The 16,701-nt window shown below is 71.7% G+C and carries 14 protein-coding genes; 10 read left to right on the forward strand and 4 right to left on the reverse strand.

Annotation, left to right across the window (positions count from 1 at the left end):
• A partial coding sequence (locus EYA84_RS11740) for a GNAT family N-acetyltransferase (RefSeq protein ID WP_131053076.1) occupies positions 1–495 on the reverse strand: 495 nt, incomplete at its 3' end.
• Positions 496–666: 171 nt separating this feature from the next.
• Here EYA84_RS11740 and EYA84_RS11745 point away from each other — a divergent pair.
• From EYA84_RS11745 to EYA84_RS11770, 6 genes are all read left to right on the forward strand, one after another.
• Complete coding sequence (locus tag EYA84_RS11745) at positions 667–1,347, forward strand: hypothetical protein (RefSeq protein WP_131053077.1); 681 nt, start codon at positions 667–669, stop codon at positions 1,345–1,347.
• A gap of 112 nt (positions 1,348–1,459) precedes the next feature.
• On the forward strand, positions 1,460–2,395 hold the full coding sequence (locus EYA84_RS11750) for an ABC transporter ATP-binding protein (protein ID WP_131053078.1): 936 nt from the start codon (positions 1,460–1,462) through the stop codon (positions 2,393–2,395).
• Positions 2,392–3,207, forward strand: coding sequence for an ABC transporter permease (locus EYA84_RS11755; RefSeq protein ID WP_131053079.1), 816 nt, complete (start codon positions 2,392–2,394; stop codon positions 3,205–3,207). The genes EYA84_RS11750 and EYA84_RS11755 overlap by 4 nt, the downstream gene beginning before the upstream one ends.
• Before the next feature lie 268 nt (positions 3,208–3,475).
• Positions 3,476–7,225, forward strand: a complete 3,750-nt coding sequence (locus EYA84_RS11760) for a multifunctional oxoglutarate decarboxylase/oxoglutarate dehydrogenase thiamine pyrophosphate-binding subunit/dihydrolipoyllysine-residue succinyltransferase subunit (protein ID WP_131053080.1) — start codon at positions 3,476–3,478, stop codon at positions 7,223–7,225.
• 75 nt (positions 7,226–7,300) lie between these two features.
• On the forward strand, positions 7,301–7,480 hold the full coding sequence (locus tag EYA84_RS11765) for a DUF6104 family protein (protein WP_131053081.1): 180 nt from the start codon (positions 7,301–7,303) through the stop codon (positions 7,478–7,480).
• Between the two features lie 100 nt (positions 7,481–7,580).
• Positions 7,581–8,606 (forward strand): glycoside hydrolase family 6 protein, encoded by a 1,026-nt coding sequence (locus EYA84_RS11770; RefSeq protein ID WP_131053082.1) that lies wholly within the window; start codon positions 7,581–7,583, stop codon positions 8,604–8,606.
• 44 nt (positions 8,607–8,650) lie between these two features.
• On the opposite strand, the gene EYA84_RS11775 is transcribed toward EYA84_RS11770, so the two are convergent.
• Both EYA84_RS11775 and EYA84_RS11780 read right to left on the reverse strand, forming a co-directional pair.
• Entirely contained in the window at positions 8,651–10,945 is a 2,295-nt protein-coding gene (locus EYA84_RS11775; RefSeq protein ID WP_131053083.1) for a bifunctional polysaccharide deacetylase/glycosyltransferase family 2 protein, read from the reverse strand.
• The gene (locus tag EYA84_RS11780) at positions 10,945–11,478 is read right to left on the reverse strand and encodes a hypothetical protein (protein ID WP_131053084.1); all 534 of its coding nucleotides are present in this window, start codon (positions 11,476–11,478) and stop codon (positions 10,945–10,947) included. The genes EYA84_RS11775 and EYA84_RS11780 overlap by 1 nt, the downstream gene beginning before the upstream one ends.
• A 130-nt stretch (positions 11,479–11,608) precedes the next feature.
• Between EYA84_RS11780 and pta the strand changes: the two genes are divergently transcribed.
• Complete coding sequence (gene pta, locus EYA84_RS11785; RefSeq protein ID WP_131053085.1) at positions 11,609–13,696, forward strand: phosphate acetyltransferase; 2,088 nt, start codon at positions 11,609–11,611, stop codon at positions 13,694–13,696.
• On the forward strand, positions 13,696–14,817 hold the full coding sequence (locus EYA84_RS11790) for an acetate/propionate family kinase (RefSeq protein WP_131053086.1): 1,122 nt from the start codon (positions 13,696–13,698) through the stop codon (positions 14,815–14,817). Before pta ends, EYA84_RS11790 begins: the two co-directional genes overlap by 1 nt.
• A 26-nt stretch (positions 14,818–14,843) precedes the next feature.
• On the opposite strand, the gene EYA84_RS32960 is transcribed toward EYA84_RS11790, so the two are convergent.
• Positions 14,844–15,011 carry a hypothetical protein gene (locus EYA84_RS32960; protein ID WP_162854353.1) on the reverse strand — a complete coding sequence of 56 codons (168 nt, stop codon included), beginning with the start codon at positions 15,009–15,011 and terminating at the stop codon, positions 14,844–14,846.
• Between the two features lie 118 nt (positions 15,012–15,129).
• On the opposite strand from EYA84_RS32960, the gene EYA84_RS11795 reads away from it, so the two are divergent.
• Positions 15,130–16,029: an alpha/beta hydrolase family protein gene (locus EYA84_RS11795; RefSeq protein ID WP_387261112.1), complete on the forward strand. Its 900-nt coding sequence runs from the start codon at positions 15,130–15,132 to the stop codon at positions 16,027–16,029.
• Positions 16,030–16,126: 97 nt separating this feature from the next.
• Positions 16,127–16,701, forward strand: a 575-nt coding sequence (locus EYA84_RS11800; RefSeq protein WP_394347561.1) for an alpha/beta hydrolase family protein, incomplete at its 3' end; no start/stop codon positions are given.

Here is a 16,701-nt window from a genome sequence, read left to right on the forward strand (position 1 = left end):
CGCCCAGATCGCGGCGGCGGCCAGGCCGCCGTCGGCCACCGGCACCGAGGCGCAGCCGCCGAGCCAACGCAGGCCGCGCAGGTGCAGGTAGCGGGCGATGCCCGCCCACATCAGGTTGATCACCGCGCCGGTCCGGTGGTCCGGGTGTACGCAGGACCGACCCGCCTCGACCAGTTGCCCGTCCAGCGGGTCGAGCGGGGCCAGGTCGAACTCTCCCGCCGCGTAGCGACGGTCCGTCCGCCCCGGCGGCAGGAGGCGGTACGTGCCGACCACCGCCCCGGTGTGCTCCTGGCGCACCAGCAGGTGGTCGCAGTACGGGTCGAGGGCGTCGGTGTCCAGGCCGGGTGCGTCCGGCGCGACGGTCGCGCCCAGCTCGCCGGCGAACACCTCGTGACGTAGGCGTTGCGCGGCCTCGACCTGGCGGGGTCCGTCGGCGATCGAGAGGGTGTAGCCGCTGGTCGTGATAGGTACGTCCGCGGCGGACAGAACAGCCATGCCCACTGTGTAGCCCCCGACGGGTTGCCGGCTCCGGTGGCGACCGGTGTCGATCCGGTGAACGCCGGTGGGCGACCGGTGGCTGACCCGTCGGCCGGTCCGGCCCGGGGATCGTGCGAGGCTGCCCGGGGTCCGCCCGGCGACGGGGCCGGGCGCGGCGGAAGGAGTCCGATGATCATCGAGGCGCGCTACCACGGGCCGCCCGGCTCCGGCAACGGCGGATGGAGCGCGGGCGTCTTCGCCTCGGCGTACGGCGGGTCCGGGCCGGTGGAGGTGACTCTGCGTCGACCGCCGCCACTGGACACGCCGCTGACGCTGACCGAGGGCCAGGTGCACGATCCGGCCGGCGAGGTGGTCGCGCAACTCCGTCCCGCCGAGCCGTTCGACGTGGTGGCGCCGCCGGTGGACTCGGCCACCGCCCGATCCGCCTCGACGGCGTACCCGGGTCTGGTGGACCACCCGTTCCCCGGCTGCTTCGTCTGCGGCCCGGAGCGCGCCGACGGCCTGCGGATCTTTCCCGGACCGCTGCCGGAGGGCCGGACGGCCGCCCCGTGGCGGGTGCCGGCGCAGGTGGGCGTGCCGACGGTCTGGGCCGCGCTGGACTGCCCGGGCGGCTGGACGGTGCTCGGCGCGGACCGGCCGTACCTGCTCGGGCGGATCGCCGCGCGGGTCGAGGCGCTGCCCGAGCCGGGCACCGAGTGCGTGGTGACCGGTGTGGTGATCACCACGCAGGGCCGCAAGGCGTTGGTGCACACCAGCCTGTACGCGCCGGAGGGTGATCTGCTGGCCCACGCCCGTGCGATCTGGATCGCGGTGGAGGACGACCGTCGATCGGGTCGTACCTGGGGATGAGGCAGCTCCTGCCTGGGACGGAGCACGATCTCCGGAACGCGCCCGATTGATTTGCCTGACCATTACCGTCACGCTGTGCAACGGCGCACCCCGGCGCCACGGGAGGAGAATGATGTCCGACGGGCAGTCACGCCCCAATAGCGACGCGCAGATCGTGGTCTCCGGTCTGACCAAGCAGTACCGCAACGTGCTGGCGGTCAACAATCTGTCGTTCACGATCGAGCCGGGCCGGGTCACCGGATTCCTCGGTCCGAACGGCGCCGGCAAGACCACCACGCTGCGGATGCTGCTGAACCTGGTCACCCCGAGCGCCGGCACCGCCACCATCGGTGGCCGCCGGTACCCGGACCTGGTCGACCCGCTGCGGCACGTCGGCGCGGTGCTGGAGGCGTCCAGCGCGCACAAGGGGCGTACCGGAATCAACCACCTGCGAGTGATCTGCGCGGCGGCCGGGTTGCCCCGGCAGCGGGCCGACGAGGCGCTCGCCATGGTCGGCCTGAGCCCGGCGGCGAAGCGCAAGTTCAAGGGTTACTCGCTGGGTATGAAGCAGCGCCTCGGCATCGCCGCGGCGATGCTCGGCGACCCCCAGGTGCTCATCCTCGACGAGCCGGCCAACGGTCTGGACCCGGAGGGCATCCGGTGGATGCGCGGGTTCCTCAAGGGCCTGGCCGCCGAGGGCCGCACCGTGCTGGTCTCCAGCCACCTGCTGTCGGAGATGCAGTTGCTCGCCGACGACGTGGTGATCATCGCGGCCGGGCAGCTCGTCCGGCAGGGACCGGTCGAGCAGGTGATCGGGTCGATGGCGCAGGGTGCCCGGGTCCGGGTCCGCACCCCGCAGGCGGACGCGCTGACCGCGGCGCTGGCCGGCGGCGAGGCCACCGTGCAGACCGACGAGCACGGCACCCTGCTGATCGCCGGGGTGGACGCCCCGACGGTGGGCCGGGCAGCCCTGGCCGCCGGGGTGGAGCTGCACGAGCTGAGCACCGAACGACCCGACCTGGAACGCGTGTTCCTGGAGCTGACGGCCGGAAAGGCGGGCATCCGATGAGCAACCTCGTCCGCGCCGAACTGCTCAAGATCCGCACCACCAGCACCTGGTGGTGGCTGGCCATCGCGGCGTTCCTGTCGATCGCCATGGCCTTCCCGTTCAACGCCTGGCTGGCCAACGAGACGCTCAGCGGCGGCGGGGAGGAGTTCGGTTACACCGGCGACGCCGCCTCCGCGCCGGCACAGGCGGCGAACATCTACACCTCGGGTCAGTACCTCGGCCTGATGTTCGTGATGCTGATCGGCATCCTGATGGTCACCAACGAGTTCTTCCACCAGACGGCGACCACCACCTTCCTGGCCACCCCGCGGCGGACCGCGGTGATCGTCAGCAAGCTCATCGCGGCCAGCCTGCTGGGCTTCGCGTTCTGGCTGGTGACCACCGTGATCGACCTGGGTGCCGGAGCGCTGTTCCTGACGCTCAACGACCACGGCACGATGCTCGGCGAGTGGGAGGTCCAGCGGGCCCTGCTGCTCAACCTGATGGCGTACGCCATCTGGACCGTGCTGGGCGTGGGTATCGGCACGCTGATCACCAGCCAGCTCGGTGCGGTGATCACCGCGTCGGTGCTTTACCTAATTGGTACACAAGTTGTCGGTCTGCTGTTCCTCCTGCTGTCGAACTGGCTGGACAACATGGCCGTGATCAAGTGGCAGGTGATCTGGCCCGCGGCGGCCTCCCAGATCATGATCACCCCAGGTGAGAACGAGATGTTGCCCGCCTGGTGGGTCGGTGCCGTGGTGCTGATCGGCTACGCCGTGGTGAGCTGCGTGGTCGGCATCCTGATTACGCGGCGTCGCGACATCTCCTGATTCGCGGACCCGGAGAGCGACCGGGCCGGGCCCGGTCCGATCGGCGACGAGCCGGTCGGGCCGGGCCCGTGTCATAGCAGCTAGCAGGGCGACACGCTGGGCTTACGGAACTTCTGGCATCTTCTGTGAATCGGACCACGGGACGGAGGTGGAAATGCCTCAGCGATCAGTACGGCGTAGCCTTGAACCCGTCCTGTGTGCGCTCGTCCTGGCGCGGACGGACACCGCGTGACACACCAAACCCGCGTGAAAGAGGCGATTACCGGCCGTGTCGACCCAGCAGACTTCGCAGGAGAACCCACTGGCGGGTTTCGGCCCGAACGAGTGGATCGTCGAGGAGATGTACCAGCGCTACCTCGCCGATCCCAGCAGCGTCGACCCGGCCTGGCACGACTTCTTCGCCGACTACCGGCCCGGCCCCGGCAAGGGCCGCTCCGCCGACGGTGACGGCCCGGCGACCACCACCGAGTCCGCCCCGAAGGCCCCGGCCAAGACCGAGCCGAGTGCCGCCAAGTCCGAGCCGAGCGCCAAGGCCACACCCGCGGCCAAGGCGGAGCCGGCCAAGTCCACGGCACCGGCGAAGGCCAAGCCGGCCGCCAAGTCCGAGCCGGCCAAGGCGACCACGACGAAGTCCACCCCGGCGAAGTCGGCCCCGACCGCCACCGGGCCGCAGACCACGCCGCTGCGCGGCGTCGCCGCCCGGATCGTGCAGAACATGGACGCCTCACTGGCCGTGCCGACCGCGACCAGCGTGCGCGCGGTGCCGGCCAAGCTGCTGGTGGACAACCGCATCGTGATCAACAACCACCTCGCCCGAGGGCGCGGTGGCAAGGTCAGCTTCACCCACCTGGTCGGCTACGCGCTGGTCCGGGCGATGGTCGCGCACCCGGAGATGAACAACTCCTTCGCCGAGGTCGACGGCAAGCCGGCGATGGTCCGCCCCGAGCACGTCAACCTGGGCATCGCCATCGACCTGGCCAAGCCCGACGGCAGCCGGACCCTGGTGGTGCCCTCCATCAAGGGTTGCGAGCAGATGGACTTCCGGCAGTTCTGGCAGGCGTACGAGGACGTCGTCCGGCGGGCCCGCCGCAACGAACTGACCATGGACGACTACTCCGGCACCACCATCTCGCTGACCAACCCCGGCGGCATCGGCACCGTGCACTCGATGCCGCGCCTGATGCAGGGCCAGAGCGCGATCATCGGCGTCGGCGCGATGGAGTACCCGGCGCCGTACCAGGGCATGAGCGAGGCCACCCTGGCCGAGCTGGCGGTCAGCAAGGTCATCACGCTGACCAGCACGTACGACCACCGGATCATCCAGGGCGCGCAGTCCGGCGAGTTCCTCAAGGTCATGCACGAGCTGCTGCTCGGCGAGCACGGCTACTACGACCAGATCTTCACCTCGCTGCGCATCCCGTACGAGCCGGTGCGCTGGATGCGCGACGTCGCGGTCGACAGCGAGGGGCAGATCAACAAGACCGCGCGGGTGCACGAGCTGATCCACTCCTACCGGGTCCGGGGCCACCTGATGGCCGACACCGACCCGCTGGAGTTCAAGATCCGCAAGCACCCCGACCTGGACGTCCTCCAGCACGGGCTGACCCTGTGGGACCTGGACCGCACCTTCCCGGTGAACGGCTTCAACGGCCGGCAGCGGATGCGGCTGCGGGAGATCCTCGGGGTGCTGCGCGACTCGTACTGCCGCCGGGTCGGCATCGAGTACATGCACATCCAGGACCCGGCCGAGCGCCGCTGGATCCAGGAGCGGGTCGAGCGCAAGTACGAGAAGCCGCCGGCCGACGAGCAGAAGCACGTGCTGAACCGGCTCAACGCGGCCGAGGCTTTCGAGACGTTCCTGCAGACCAAGTACGTCGGGCAGAAGCGCTTCTCGCTGGAGGGCGGCGAGTCGCTGATCCCGCTCCTCGGCGAGGTGCTGGAGGCGTCCGCCGAGAACGACCTGGACGAGGTCGTGATCGGCATGGCCCACCGGGGTCGTCTCAACGTGCTGGCCAACATCGTCGGCAAGCCGTACGAGAAGATCTTCTCGGAGTTCGAGGGGCACCTCGACCCGCGCTCCACCCAGGGTTCCGGCGACGTGAAATACCACCTGGGCCAGAACGGCAAGTTCACCACGCCGGCCGGTGACCACTCGGTCAAGGTCTCGGTGGTGGCGAACCCGTCGCACCTGGAGGCGGTCGACCCGGTGCTGGAGGGCATCGTCCGCGCCAAGCAGGACCGCATCGACCTCAAGCTGGAGGGCTACACCGTGCTGCCGCTGGCGGTGCACGGCGACGCCGCCTTCGCCGGTCAGGGTGTGGTGGCCGAGACGCTCAACCTCTCCCAGCTGCGCGGCTACCGCACCGGTGGGACCGTGCACGTGGTGGTCAACAACCAGGTCGGCTTCACCACCGCGCCGGAGTACTCCCGGTCCAGCCTCTACAGCACCGACGTGGCGCGGATGATCCAGGCGCCGATCTTCCACGTCAACGGCGACGACCCCGAGGCCGTGGTCCGGGTCGCCCGGCTGGCCTTCGAGTACCGGCAGACGTTCAACAAGGACGTCGTGATCGACCTGGTCTGCTACCGGCGGCGCGGGCACAACGAGGGCGACGACCCCTCGATGTCCAACCCCCAGATGTACAAGATCATTGACTCGAAGCGCTCGGTCCGCAAGCTCTACACCGAGGAGCTGATCGGGCGGGGTGACATCACCGTCGAGGACGCCGAGGAGCTGCTGCGCGACTACCAGGCGCAGTTGGAGCGGGTCTTCAAGGCCACCCGCGACGCGGCCAGCACCCCGCGCCAGGTCAGCCGCCCGGCCCGGCAGGACGAGCCGGAGCCGCAGGTGGAGACCGCGACCGACGCGTCGGTGGTCAAGGCCGTCGGCGAGGCGCACGTCAACCTGCCGGACGGCTTCACCCCGCACAAGCGGATCCAGCAGTTGCTCGACCGGCGGGCCCGGATGTCCGTCGAGGGCAACATCGACTGGGGCTTCGGCGAGATCATCGCCTTCGGGGCACTGCTGCACGACGGGGTCACCGTCCGGCTCGCCGGACAGGACTCCCGGCGCGGCACCTTCGTGCAGCGGCACGCCTCGATCGTGGACGCCGAGACCGGTGACGACTACCTGCCGTTGCAGTCGCTGACCGGCGACGGCGAGCGGTCCCGGCTCTTCGTGCACGACTCGCTGCTCTCCGAGTACGCCGCGATGGGCTTCGAGTACGGCTACTCGGTGGAGAACCTGAACGCGCTGGTCTGCTGGGAGGCCCAGTTCGGCGACTTCGTCAACGGCGCCCAGTCGGTGATCGACGAGTTCATCTCCTCCGGTGAGGTGAAGTGGGGCCAGCGCTCCGCGGTCACCCTGCTGCTGCCGCACGGCCACGAGGGACAGGGCCCGGACCACACCTCCGGCCGGCCCGAGCGGTTCCTCCAGCTCTGCGCCGAGGACAACATGCGGGTGGCCATCCCGACCACCCCGGCGAACTACTTCCACCTGCTGCGTCGCCAGGCCCTCTCGCCGAAGCGCAAGCCGCTGGTGGTGTTCACGCCGAAGTCCCTGCTGCGGCACAAGCTCTGCGTCTCCCCGGTCGAGGACTTCACCACCGGCACCTTCGCACCGGTCCTGGCCGACCAGGCGGCACCCGCCGCCGATCAGGTCAAGCGGGTGCTGCTCTGCTCGGGCAAGGTCTACTACGACCTGTTCCAGGCGCGGCAGGAGCGCGGCGTCACCGACACCGCGCTGATCCGGCTGGAGCAGCTCTACCCGATGCCGGTGGAGGAGATCCGGGCCGCGCTCGCCCAGTACCCGAACGCGGAGGACTTCGCCTGGGTGCAGGAGGAGCCGGCCAACCAGGGTTCCTGGTCGTTCGTCGCGCTCAACCTGCTGGAGCACCTCGACGGGGTCCGCCTGCGTCGCATCTCCCGCCCCGCCGCCGCCGCCCCGGCCGTCGGCTCGGCGAAGATGCACGAGGTGGAGCAGAACGCGCTCATCGAGGCGGCGCTGCCCCGCCCCTGACCCACCGACCGCGAACACCGGGGCGGGCCATCGGAGACGGTGGCCCGCCCCGGTGAGCATGTCCGAGGAGACCTGATGTACTTCACCGACCGTGGCATCGAGGAGTTGGTCCAGCGCCGGGGGGACGAGGACGTCACCCTGGAGTGGATCGGCGAGCGGCTGCGGGACTTCGTCGACCTCAACCCCGAGTTCGAGACCCCGATCGAGCGCTTCGCCACCTGGCTCGCCCGGCTCGACGACCCCGACGACGAGTAGTCCGCAGCCCGGACCGCCCCGGCACCGGGCGTCGGTGCCGACGAAGAAGCCCTGGTAGGCCCGGTCCCCACCGGCCGGGCCGGCGGGTATGGTGACGGCCATGCTTCGCAGCTCCCGCCGCCCTGCCCTGGTGGCGGCGATCGCGCTGACGCTCCTGCTGACCGGGTGCGGCGACGAGGCGCCCGAGCGTCCACCGACGGAGACCGTCAGCGCCGACCGCTCGTCACCGCCGCTGCCGCCGACCTTCTACGTCGACCCGCGTGGCGCGGCGTCCTGGCAGGTCACCGAGTGGGCGCAGGAGGGACGGGCCGAGGACGCCGCCATACTGCGCCGGATCAGCACCCGCCCCACCGCCCGCTGGCTGGTGGGCGACTCCGCCACGGTCACCGAGGAGGTGTCGGAGTTCCTCGCCGGTGCCAGCCGCTCCGGGCAGACACCGGTGCTGGTCACCCACAACCTCCCGCAGCGCGACTGCGGACGGCAGGGTCAGGGCGGCGCCGAGTCGGCCGGGGCGTACCAGGACTGGATCCGGCGGGTGGCCGCCGGGGTGCAGGGACGCCCGGTCACCATCGTGGTGGAACCGGGCGCGGTGCCGGACGCCGTGGACCGGTGCGTCGACGACGTCGACGAGCGACTGGACCTGCTGCGGGACGCGGTGACGGTGCTGGGCAGCACCGGGAGCGCCCGGATCTATCTGGACGCCGGGCACCCCGGCTGGATCACCGACGGCGCCCGGCTGGCGGCGGCGCTACGCCGTGCCGGTGTCGCCGAGGCCGACGGCTTCGCGCTCAACGTGGCCAACTTCGTCGGTACGCCGCAGAACGTCACCTACGGCCACGAGATCTCCGACGCCCTCGGCGGCACCACCACCTTCGTCATCGACACCAGCCGCAACGGCCGGGGCCGGTATCCGGGCGAGACCGTGCGGTCGGCGCCGAGCTGGTGCAACCCGCCGGGCCGGGCACTCGGCGCGGACCCCACCACCGACACCGGCCTTGAGCGGGTCGACGCCCTGCTGTGGGTCAAGTACCCGGGCGAGTCCGACGGCGCCTGCCGCCCGGGCGAGCCGGAGAGCGGTGCCTGGTGGCCCGAGTACGCCCTCGGCCTCGCCCGACGCGCCGGCTGACACTCTCGGGCGAGGGATGTCCGGGCGTACCGGCTGTCAGCAGGTCAGGGGCGTCCCCGCCGGGCGGTGGCGGCCACCGGGGCGGGCACCGGTGACGGTGGAGCCGCCGGGCCGACGGGCGCCAGTCCGGTGCGCTTGAGCTTCTGCCAGCCCAGCCGCCCGCCGGTCAACGCGGTGACCACCGACTGGAGCAGCACGAGGTACATCAGCTGGCGATAGACGAACTGCTGCAACGGCAGCACCCAGAGGACGCCGAGCTTCTCCTTGTCGAGGCGGAACGCCACGATCGCGGTCAGGAACTGCAACCCCAGCATGGCGGCCCAGGCCAGCGCCGTCTCGGTCCGGTTCAGGAAGATCAGGCCGTAGATGGCGAGCAGGTCGATCACCGGGGCGGTCAGTGGGAGCAGCACCCCGAACAGCGTCAGGAAGGCCAGGCAGCGGCGGCTGAACCGGCCGGAGGCGCCCTTGTCGAGCACCGAGCGGCGGTGCTTCCACATCGCCTGCATGGTGCCGTAGCTCCACCGGTACCGCTGCTTCCACAACTGCCCGAAGCTGGCCGGTGCCTCGGTCCAGGCGCGGGCGCTCTCCTCGTAGACCACCTTCCAACCGGCGCGGCCCAGGGCCATGGTGATGTCGGTGTCCTCGGCCAGCGTCTCGTCGGTCATCCCACCGGCGTACTCCAGCGCCTCGCGGCGGAACGCGCCGATCGCGCCGGGGATGGTCGGCATGCACCGCAGCGTCTCGTAGAGCCGGCGATCGAGGTTGAAGCCGATCACGTACTCGATGTGCTGCCACTTGGCGATCATGCTGCGCCGGTTGCCGACCTTGACGTTGCCGGCCACCGCACCCACCTGCGGGTCGCCGAAGGGCTGGACCAGGCGACGGACGGCGTCGGGCTCGAAGACGGTGTCCCCGTCGACCATCACGATCAGGTCGTGTCGGGCCAGCGCGACGCCGGTGTTCAGCGCGCTCGGTTTGCCGCCGTTGGGCTTGCGGACCACCCGTACGTTCGGCAGGCCGAGCCCGGCGGCGATGTCGGCGGTGCCGTCGGTCGAACCGTCGTCGACCACCACCACCTCGATGCCGCCGGGATGGTCGCCGGTGGCGAGTGAGCGGACCGCCTCGGCGATGCCCTCCTTCTCGTTGTACGCGGGCACGATCACCGACACCGGTTCGGTGACCGGCGGTCCCCAGGCGAAGCCCTTGCGGCGTCGTTTGCGGGCGTGCCGTCGCGCCAGCACGAACAGCAGCACGGTCCGCCCGATGGTGAGCGTCCCGACCAGCACGAAGAGGACGCCGAAGAGGACGAAGGTGCCGTCGGCGGCGCGTACCGCCATGATCAGCATCTGGCCGCGCCAGCGCTCGGTGAACGTCGCCTCGGTCGGTCCGGCCGTGGTCCCGGTGGCACCGGCCTCGGCCAGCGCCCGGTTCAATCCGCCACTGATCGTGGTGAAGGTGTATCCCCGCTCCTTCATCAACGGGATGTACCGGTCCAGCGCCTCGACGGTCTGCGAGCGGTCGCCACCGGAGTCGTGCCAGAGCGTGACCGCTCCGGAGTAGCCCTCCGGTACGGTCCGCTCGATCATCCCCTCCACGCCCTGCCGCTCCCAGTCCCGGCTGTCCAGGTCGTTGACCACGCTGAGGTAGCCGAGCTCACCGGCCTGTTGCAGCAGCGGCCAGTCCTGGTCGACGAAGGCGTCCGCCCGCGACGAGTACGGGAACCGCAGCAGGTTGGACCGCTGGCCGGTGGCTCCGGCGATGACGAGCTGGGTCTGGGTGTACTCCATCCGCCGCTGCCATCCCGGGATCTGGGTGAGGTGCGGGTGGGTGAAGGTGTGCACGCCCAGTTCGTGCCCCTTCTCGGCCAGCTCGCGGACCAGGTCGGGGCTGCGGACCACCTGGTTGCCGAGGACGAAGAAGGTGCCCGGGACCTGGTGCTTCTCCAACACCTCCAGCACGGCCGGGGTCCAGATCGGGTCGGGGCCGTCGTCGAAGGTCAACGCGATGGTCCGCGCCGGCAGCCGGTACGACTGCGGCCGGTCGGCGGTGGTGTTGACGATCGGGCCGCCTTCGAGGATCTCGTCGGGGACGTCGTCCTGGCCGCTGCCGAAGGTGTTCTCCGCCCGGTAGTCCGGGATGAACGAGCCGTTGGCGTACGCCTGGACGAAGAGGATGCCGCCGAGCAGCACGAAGACCATGGCGTAGACCGCCCAGCTCGGACGGGGGATGAACCGCCGGGCGCGGGCGGCCGGACCGGGTCGGGCGTGCTGCCGGGGCTGTTCGGGCGTCCGGCTGGGGGGTGGGTGTGTCGGTCGGCCGGGCGGGTAGGGGTGGCTCATCAGGGAGCGGTCGCCTCACTCGTGTCGTTCGGGTCCGGCGACGGCGTTGTCGTGGGCGTCGGGCTGCTCGGGGGCGGGGTGCTGGGCGGCGGCGTGCTGCGGGGCGGGGTGCTCCGGGACGGGCTGGCCGACGGCGTCCGGCTGGGACGGGCGCTGGTCGGCGCCGTCCGGGACGGGCTGGGGGTGGGACTGGCCGAGGTCGTGCCGGCGCCGGGCGTGGAGGAAGGGAGCACCGGGCGCTGCGGCGTGACCTGGGTCGGCGGCGGCGCCGGGGAAGTCGAGCGGCTGGGCGAGGGCGTCGGGGAGACCGGCGGCGCTTCCCAGGTCTCGGCGGGCTCGACGAACGGGATGATCGTCTCCGGGCGGACCGGTCCGCCGGCGAAGCTGATGCCGACCATCATGGTGTACGCCACTCCGGCCAGGCCGAGGGCGTACGCGGTCCGGCGCAACCACCGCCTGCGTCGGCCACTCGGATCGACGAAGACGGGGGATGGTTCCGGGGCGACAGGAATGATCTGTGTTGGTCCCTCCACCTGGGCGAGTCTAAACGTGAAAAGCTCTCGCTTTCTCGCCCAAGTGTCCCATCTGACATGCGAAAACAGGCGCAACCAACCCTAGATGGTTGTCCGAGGACAACCAACCGGACCGAGTAGGTTGGGCCGCATGGCTCGCAGCGTCTACCTCACCAGCGTGGGATCCGGCGGCGGAAAATCCGCCATCGCGTTGGGTCTCGCCGAGCTGCTGTCCCGGCAGGTCGAACGGATCGGCGTGTTCCGGCCCCTGGTGCCGTCGAACGGACCCGACCACATCCTCGCCCTGCTCAGCGAGCGCTATCGCGTGCAGGTTAACCCGTCCGACCTGTCCGGAGCCACATATGCCGAGGCCACGGCGCTGGTATCGGACGGACGGCGGGAAGAACTGATCTCCAGGGTGGTGCAGCGCTACCGAGCGGTCGAACGGCAGTGTCCGGCCGTCGTGGTGGTCGGAAGTGACTTCGCCGACTCCGGCGACGGCACCACCCCCCGGGAACTCGCCTTCAACGCCCGACTGGCCACCGAGTTCGGCAGCGTGGTGGTGCCGGTCGTGGACGGGCAGGGCCAGTCACCGGCGGCGATCGCGGCGGCGGCCCGGGGCGCGTACCACGACCTGGTGGACCTCGGCGCGACGGTGCTCGCGGTCATCGCCAACCGGGTGCCCGAGCCGATGGACCTGCCCGACCTGCCGGTGCCGGCGTACGCCATCCCGGAGGTGCCGACCGTGTCCGCGCCGACGGTGGCCGAGGTGGCCGCCGCGCTCGGCGCGACGCTGCTCACCGGCGACGAGGCGGCGCTCGGCCGCGACGTGCTCGACTACGTGGTCGGCGCGGCCCACGTACCCACGCTGGTGGAGCACCTGACCGACGGCTGCCTGGTGATCACCCCGGGCGACCGGGACGACCTGCTGGTGGCCGCCGGTGCCGCGCACGTCTCCGGCCAGGTCTCGATCTCCGGGCTGGTGCTCACCCTCGGCGAACAACCCGACCCGCGCGCCCTGCGCCTCTTCGAGGGACTGAACACCGGCCTGGCGGTCCTCAGCGTCGCCAGCGACAGCTACGACACGGTCGCGGCGTCCAGCCGGATCGAGGGACGGCCCAGCGCGGCCAACACCCGCAAGGTGGAGGCCGCCCTCGGCGCGTTCGAGGCCAACGTGGACACCGACGAACTGGCCCGCCGGCTCGCGGTCACCCGCTCACAGCGGGTCACCCCGCTGATGTTCGAGTACGACCTGATCGACCGGGCCCGCGCCCAGCGCCGCCACCTCGTGCTCCCCGAGGGCACCGAGGACCGGATCCTGCGGGCCACCGAGATCCTGCTGCACCGGGGGGTGGCCGACCTCACGCTGCTCGGCCGCCCCGACGACGTGGCCCGCCGGACCCGGGAACTCGGCGTCGACATCACCGGGGCCACCATCGTCGACCCGGCGACCAGCCGGTGGCGGGACGATTTCGCCGAGGCGTACGCGAAGCTGCGCGCCCATCGGGGCGTCACCGTCGAGCTGGCGTACGACGTGGTGGCCCAGCCGAACTACTTCGGCACCATGATGGTCTGGGCCGGGCACGCCGACGGCATGGTCTCCGGCGCCACCCACACCACCGCCGCCACCATCCGCCCCGCCTTCGAGATCGTGAAGAACCTGCCGGACGTCTCCGTCGCGTCCAGCGTCTTCTTCATGCTGCTCGCCGACCGGGTGCTGGTGTACGGCGACTGCGCGGTCAACCGCGACCCGGACGCCGCCCAGCTCGCCGACATCGCGATCTCCTCGGCCGACACCGCGGCCCGGTTCGGCATCGAGCCCCGGGTGGCGATGCTGTCGTACTCGACCGGCAGTTCCGGCGCCGGTGCCGACGTGGAGAAGGTCGCGGCGGCCACCGCGCTGGTCCGTGAGCGTCGGCCCGACCTGGCCGTGGAGGGCCCCATACAGTACGACGCGGCGATCGACCCGGCGGTGGCGGCGACGAAGCTGCCCGACAGTGCGGTCGCCGGCCGCGCGACGGTCTTCATCTTCCCGGACCTCAACACCGGCAACAACACCTACAAGGCGGTGCAGCGCTCGGCCGGGGCGGTGGCCGTCGGGCCGGTGATGCAGGGCCTGCGCCGGCCGGTCAACGACCTCTCCCGAGGGGCCACCGTGCCAGACATCGTCAACACCGTGGCGATCACCGCCATCCAGGCCGCCGCCCTCACCGACGCTCCCGCACCCGGAGGTGCCTGATGACCGACAAGGTGCTGGTGCTCAACTGCGGGTCGTCCTCGGTCAAGTACCGGCTGTACGACGGTGACCGGGTGCTCGACAAGGGCACCGTCGAGCGGATCGGTGAGGCCGGTGGCGACGCGCCCGACCATGCCGGGGCGGTCCGGCGGATCCTGGCCGGGCTGGACCTGACCGGGCTCACCGCGGTCGGGCACCGGGTGGTGCACGGCGGCCGGCGGTTCACCGCGCCGACGCTGGTGGACGACGCGGTGCTGGCCGCCATCACCGACCTGGTGCCGCTGGCACCGCTGCACAACCCGGCCAACCTCGCCGGCATCGCCGAGGCGCGCGCCGTCCTGCCCGAGGTGCCGCAGGTCGCCGTCTTCGACACCGCGTTCCACCACACGCTGCCCGACTCCGCCGCCACGTACGCGATCGACCGGGACGTCGCACAGCGGTACGGCGTCCGGCGGTACGGCTTCCACGGCACCTCGCACTCGTACGTCTCCCGGCGCACCGCCGAGCTGCTGGACCGCCCGTACGCGGAGGTCAACACGATCACCCTGCACCTGGGCAACGGTGCCAGCGCGTGCGCGGTCGCGCAGGGACGCAGCGTGGCCACCTCGATGGGGATGTCTCCGCTGGAGGGGCTGGTGATGGGCACCCGCAGCGGTGACCTGGACCCGACCGTGGTGTTCCACCTGCGCCGCGAGGGCGGACTGGGCGTGGACGAGATCGACGACCTGCTCAACCACCGCAGCGGCCTGCTCGGGCTCTCCGGCGTCAACGACATGCGGGAGGTGCTGTCCCGGCGGGCGGCCGGGGACGAGGCGGCGACGCTCGCCTTCGACGTCTACTGCCGGCGGATCACCGGCTACGTGGGGGCGTACTACGCGTTGCTCGGCCGGGTCGACGCGGTCACCTTCACCGCCGGGGTCGGCGAGCACGCGGCACCGGTACGCGCGGCGGCACTGGCCGGGCTCGAACGGCTCGGCATCACCGTCGACCCCGAGCGCAACACGGGCAGCGGTGACCGGTTCATCTCACCGGACGGCGCGGAGGTCGCGGTCTGCGTGGTCGGCACGGACGAGGAGCGCGAGATCGCCCGGGCGGCACGCGTGGTGGTGGCGGCCACCGCCTGATCGGTCGGCGGCCGGCGGCGAACCGATCAGGCGAAGGCGAGCCAGCTCGCGAGCGCGACCAGCACCACGGCGACCACGGCGGCACCGATGATCAGGCCGTTACGGGAGGCCGTCTCAGCGGGCGCGTCCGGGGTGCCGGCGAAGGCGCGGAACGCCTCGGTGTTGCCGCTCGGATCGGTGTAGTTCTCAGTCATGCCGTGACCTTAGCGAAAGCAGTCCAGTCGGACGGTCCGTGCGCGCCGTCCGAACGGATGGCGTACGGCACCGGTCAACCGGACCCGGACGGGTGACCCGGGGTCCTACCGTGATGTCGTGGGAATCGCACGGGGGTTCACCGCACTGGTGTCGGCGCTGCTGATGGCGTTGACAGCCGGTTGCGCGGCGAGCGGCGAGCAGTCCGGCCAGGCGCTCGGGGGCCGGCTGGCGCCGGAGGTGCCGTACGCGGTGGGTGTGCGCACCCTCACCGTCGACCCGGCCTCGGAACGTCCGCTGCCGGTCACACTCTGGTATCCGACGCAGGGCAGCCGGGTCGCCGAAGGGCGGTTCCCGGTGGTGATCTACAGCCACGGTCTGGCCAGCCTGCCCGAATTGCACTCCGGACTGACCGCCCGGTGGGCCGCCGCCGGCTTCGTGGTGGCCGCGCCGACATACCCGCACACCCGGCGCGGCGCGAAGCGGTTCTCCCGGGCCGACGTCCGCCACCAGCCGGCCGACGGGTGGCGGGTGATCCGGCACCTGGTCCGGCTCGACGGCCGCTCCGGCGACCCGCTCGCCGGTCACCTCGACGTGCAGCGGGTGGCGGCGGCCGGACACTCGGCGGGCGGCTTCACCACCGCCGGCATGTTCACCGCCGGGCACCCGTCCCGGCTGCGGGCCGGCATCGTGATCGCCGGAGGCGGGATGGCGGGCAGCTTCGCCGGCCCGAGCGCCCCGATCCTCTTCGTGCACGGCACCGCCGACGCGGTGGTACCGCTCAGCGTGGGGCGGGCGGCGTACGGCCGTACCCCCGGACCAGCCTCCTTCCTCAGCCTGCTCGGCCAGGGCCACGGCGAGTACCTCGTCCCCGGCCGGCCCGGTTTCGCCCAGGTCCTCGGCGCCACCACCGACTTCCTGCGCTGGACCCTCTACGGCGACCAGGAGGCCGGGCGGCGGCTGCCCGGCCGGGCGCTGCTGGCCGGCGTCACCAGCTTCGAGACGCGACCAGCGGGCTGACCTGCCCGACGGCGTCACCTGCACGTCAGGTGAGGGCGTGGGCGCAGCACGTGGAGCGCCGGACGGTTCGGTCGTCGGGCGAGGCAGAATCGGAGTCATGTCGCGCCGCGCCCTCCCTCTCCTGCTCGCCAGTACGCTCACCGCCGTCCTGCTGGTCGGCTGCTCCGCCGACCGCGAACCGGACGAGCGGGCCGAGGCGCCCGCCCCCTCGGCGACCGCCTCCGCACCGGCCGCGTCGGCGCCGGACATCCCCGCCGGCACCGCGCCGGAGCAGACCTTCGCCGTCGGCGTACGGCAACTCAAGCTCAACCGCGACGGCAACCGACCGCTGCCGGTGACCGTCTGGTACCCGGCGGCCGGTCGGGCCGGCGGGAAGCCGCAGTCGTCGGCGGACGCCGCCGAGGGGCGGTTCCCGGTGGTCATGTTCAGCCACGGCCTCGGCGGTCGACCCGCCGACTACCAGGCGCTACTGACCCGGTGGGCCGCCGCCGGTTTCGTGGTGGCCGCGCCGACGTTCCCGAACACCTCGAAGGCGGGTGGCGAGAACAACGTGCTCGACGTGCTCAACCAGCCCGCCGACGTCTCGTACGCGCTGACCGAGGTGCTCGCGCTCGACGCCCGCGACGGCGACGTGCTGCGGGGCCGGCTCGCCACCGCCCCTGTCTGTTCTAC

The organism is Verrucosispora sp. SN26_14.1 (genome assembly GCF_004307965.1).
Lineage (GTDB): Bacteria > Actinomycetota > Actinomycetes > Mycobacteriales > Micromonosporaceae > Micromonospora.

Excerpts from the sequence above, each read along its gene's own strand:
- EYA84_RS11745 (WP_131053077.1), top strand. The coding sequence starts at position 667 with ATGATCATCGAGGCGCGCTACCACGGGCCGCCCGGCTCCGGCAACGGC.
- EYA84_RS11750 (WP_131053078.1), top strand. The coding sequence starts at position 1,460 with ATGTCCGACGGGCAGTCACGCCCCAATAGCGACGCGCAGATCGTGGTC.
- EYA84_RS11755 (WP_131053079.1), top strand. The coding sequence starts at position 2,392 with ATGAGCAACCTCGTCCGCGCCGAACTGCTCAAGATCCGCACCACCAGC.
- EYA84_RS11765 (WP_131053081.1), top strand. The coding sequence starts at position 7,301 with ATGTACTTCACCGACCGTGGCATCGAGGAGTTGGTCCAGCGCCGGGGG.
- EYA84_RS11770 (WP_131053082.1), top strand. The coding sequence starts at position 7,581 with ATGCTTCGCAGCTCCCGCCGCCCTGCCCTGGTGGCGGCGATCGCGCTG.
- EYA84_RS11775 (WP_131053083.1), bottom strand. The coding sequence starts at position 10,945 with ATGAGCCACCCCTACCCGCCCGGCCGACCGACACACCCACCCCCCAGC.
- pta (WP_131053085.1), top strand. The coding sequence starts at position 11,609 with ATGGCTCGCAGCGTCTACCTCACCAGCGTGGGATCCGGCGGCGGAAAA.
- EYA84_RS11790 (WP_131053086.1), top strand. The coding sequence starts at position 13,696 with ATGACCGACAAGGTGCTGGTGCTCAACTGCGGGTCGTCCTCGGTCAAG.
- EYA84_RS32960 (WP_162854353.1), bottom strand. The coding sequence starts at position 15,011 with ATGACTGAGAACTACACCGATCCGAGCGGCAACACCGAGGCGTTCCGC.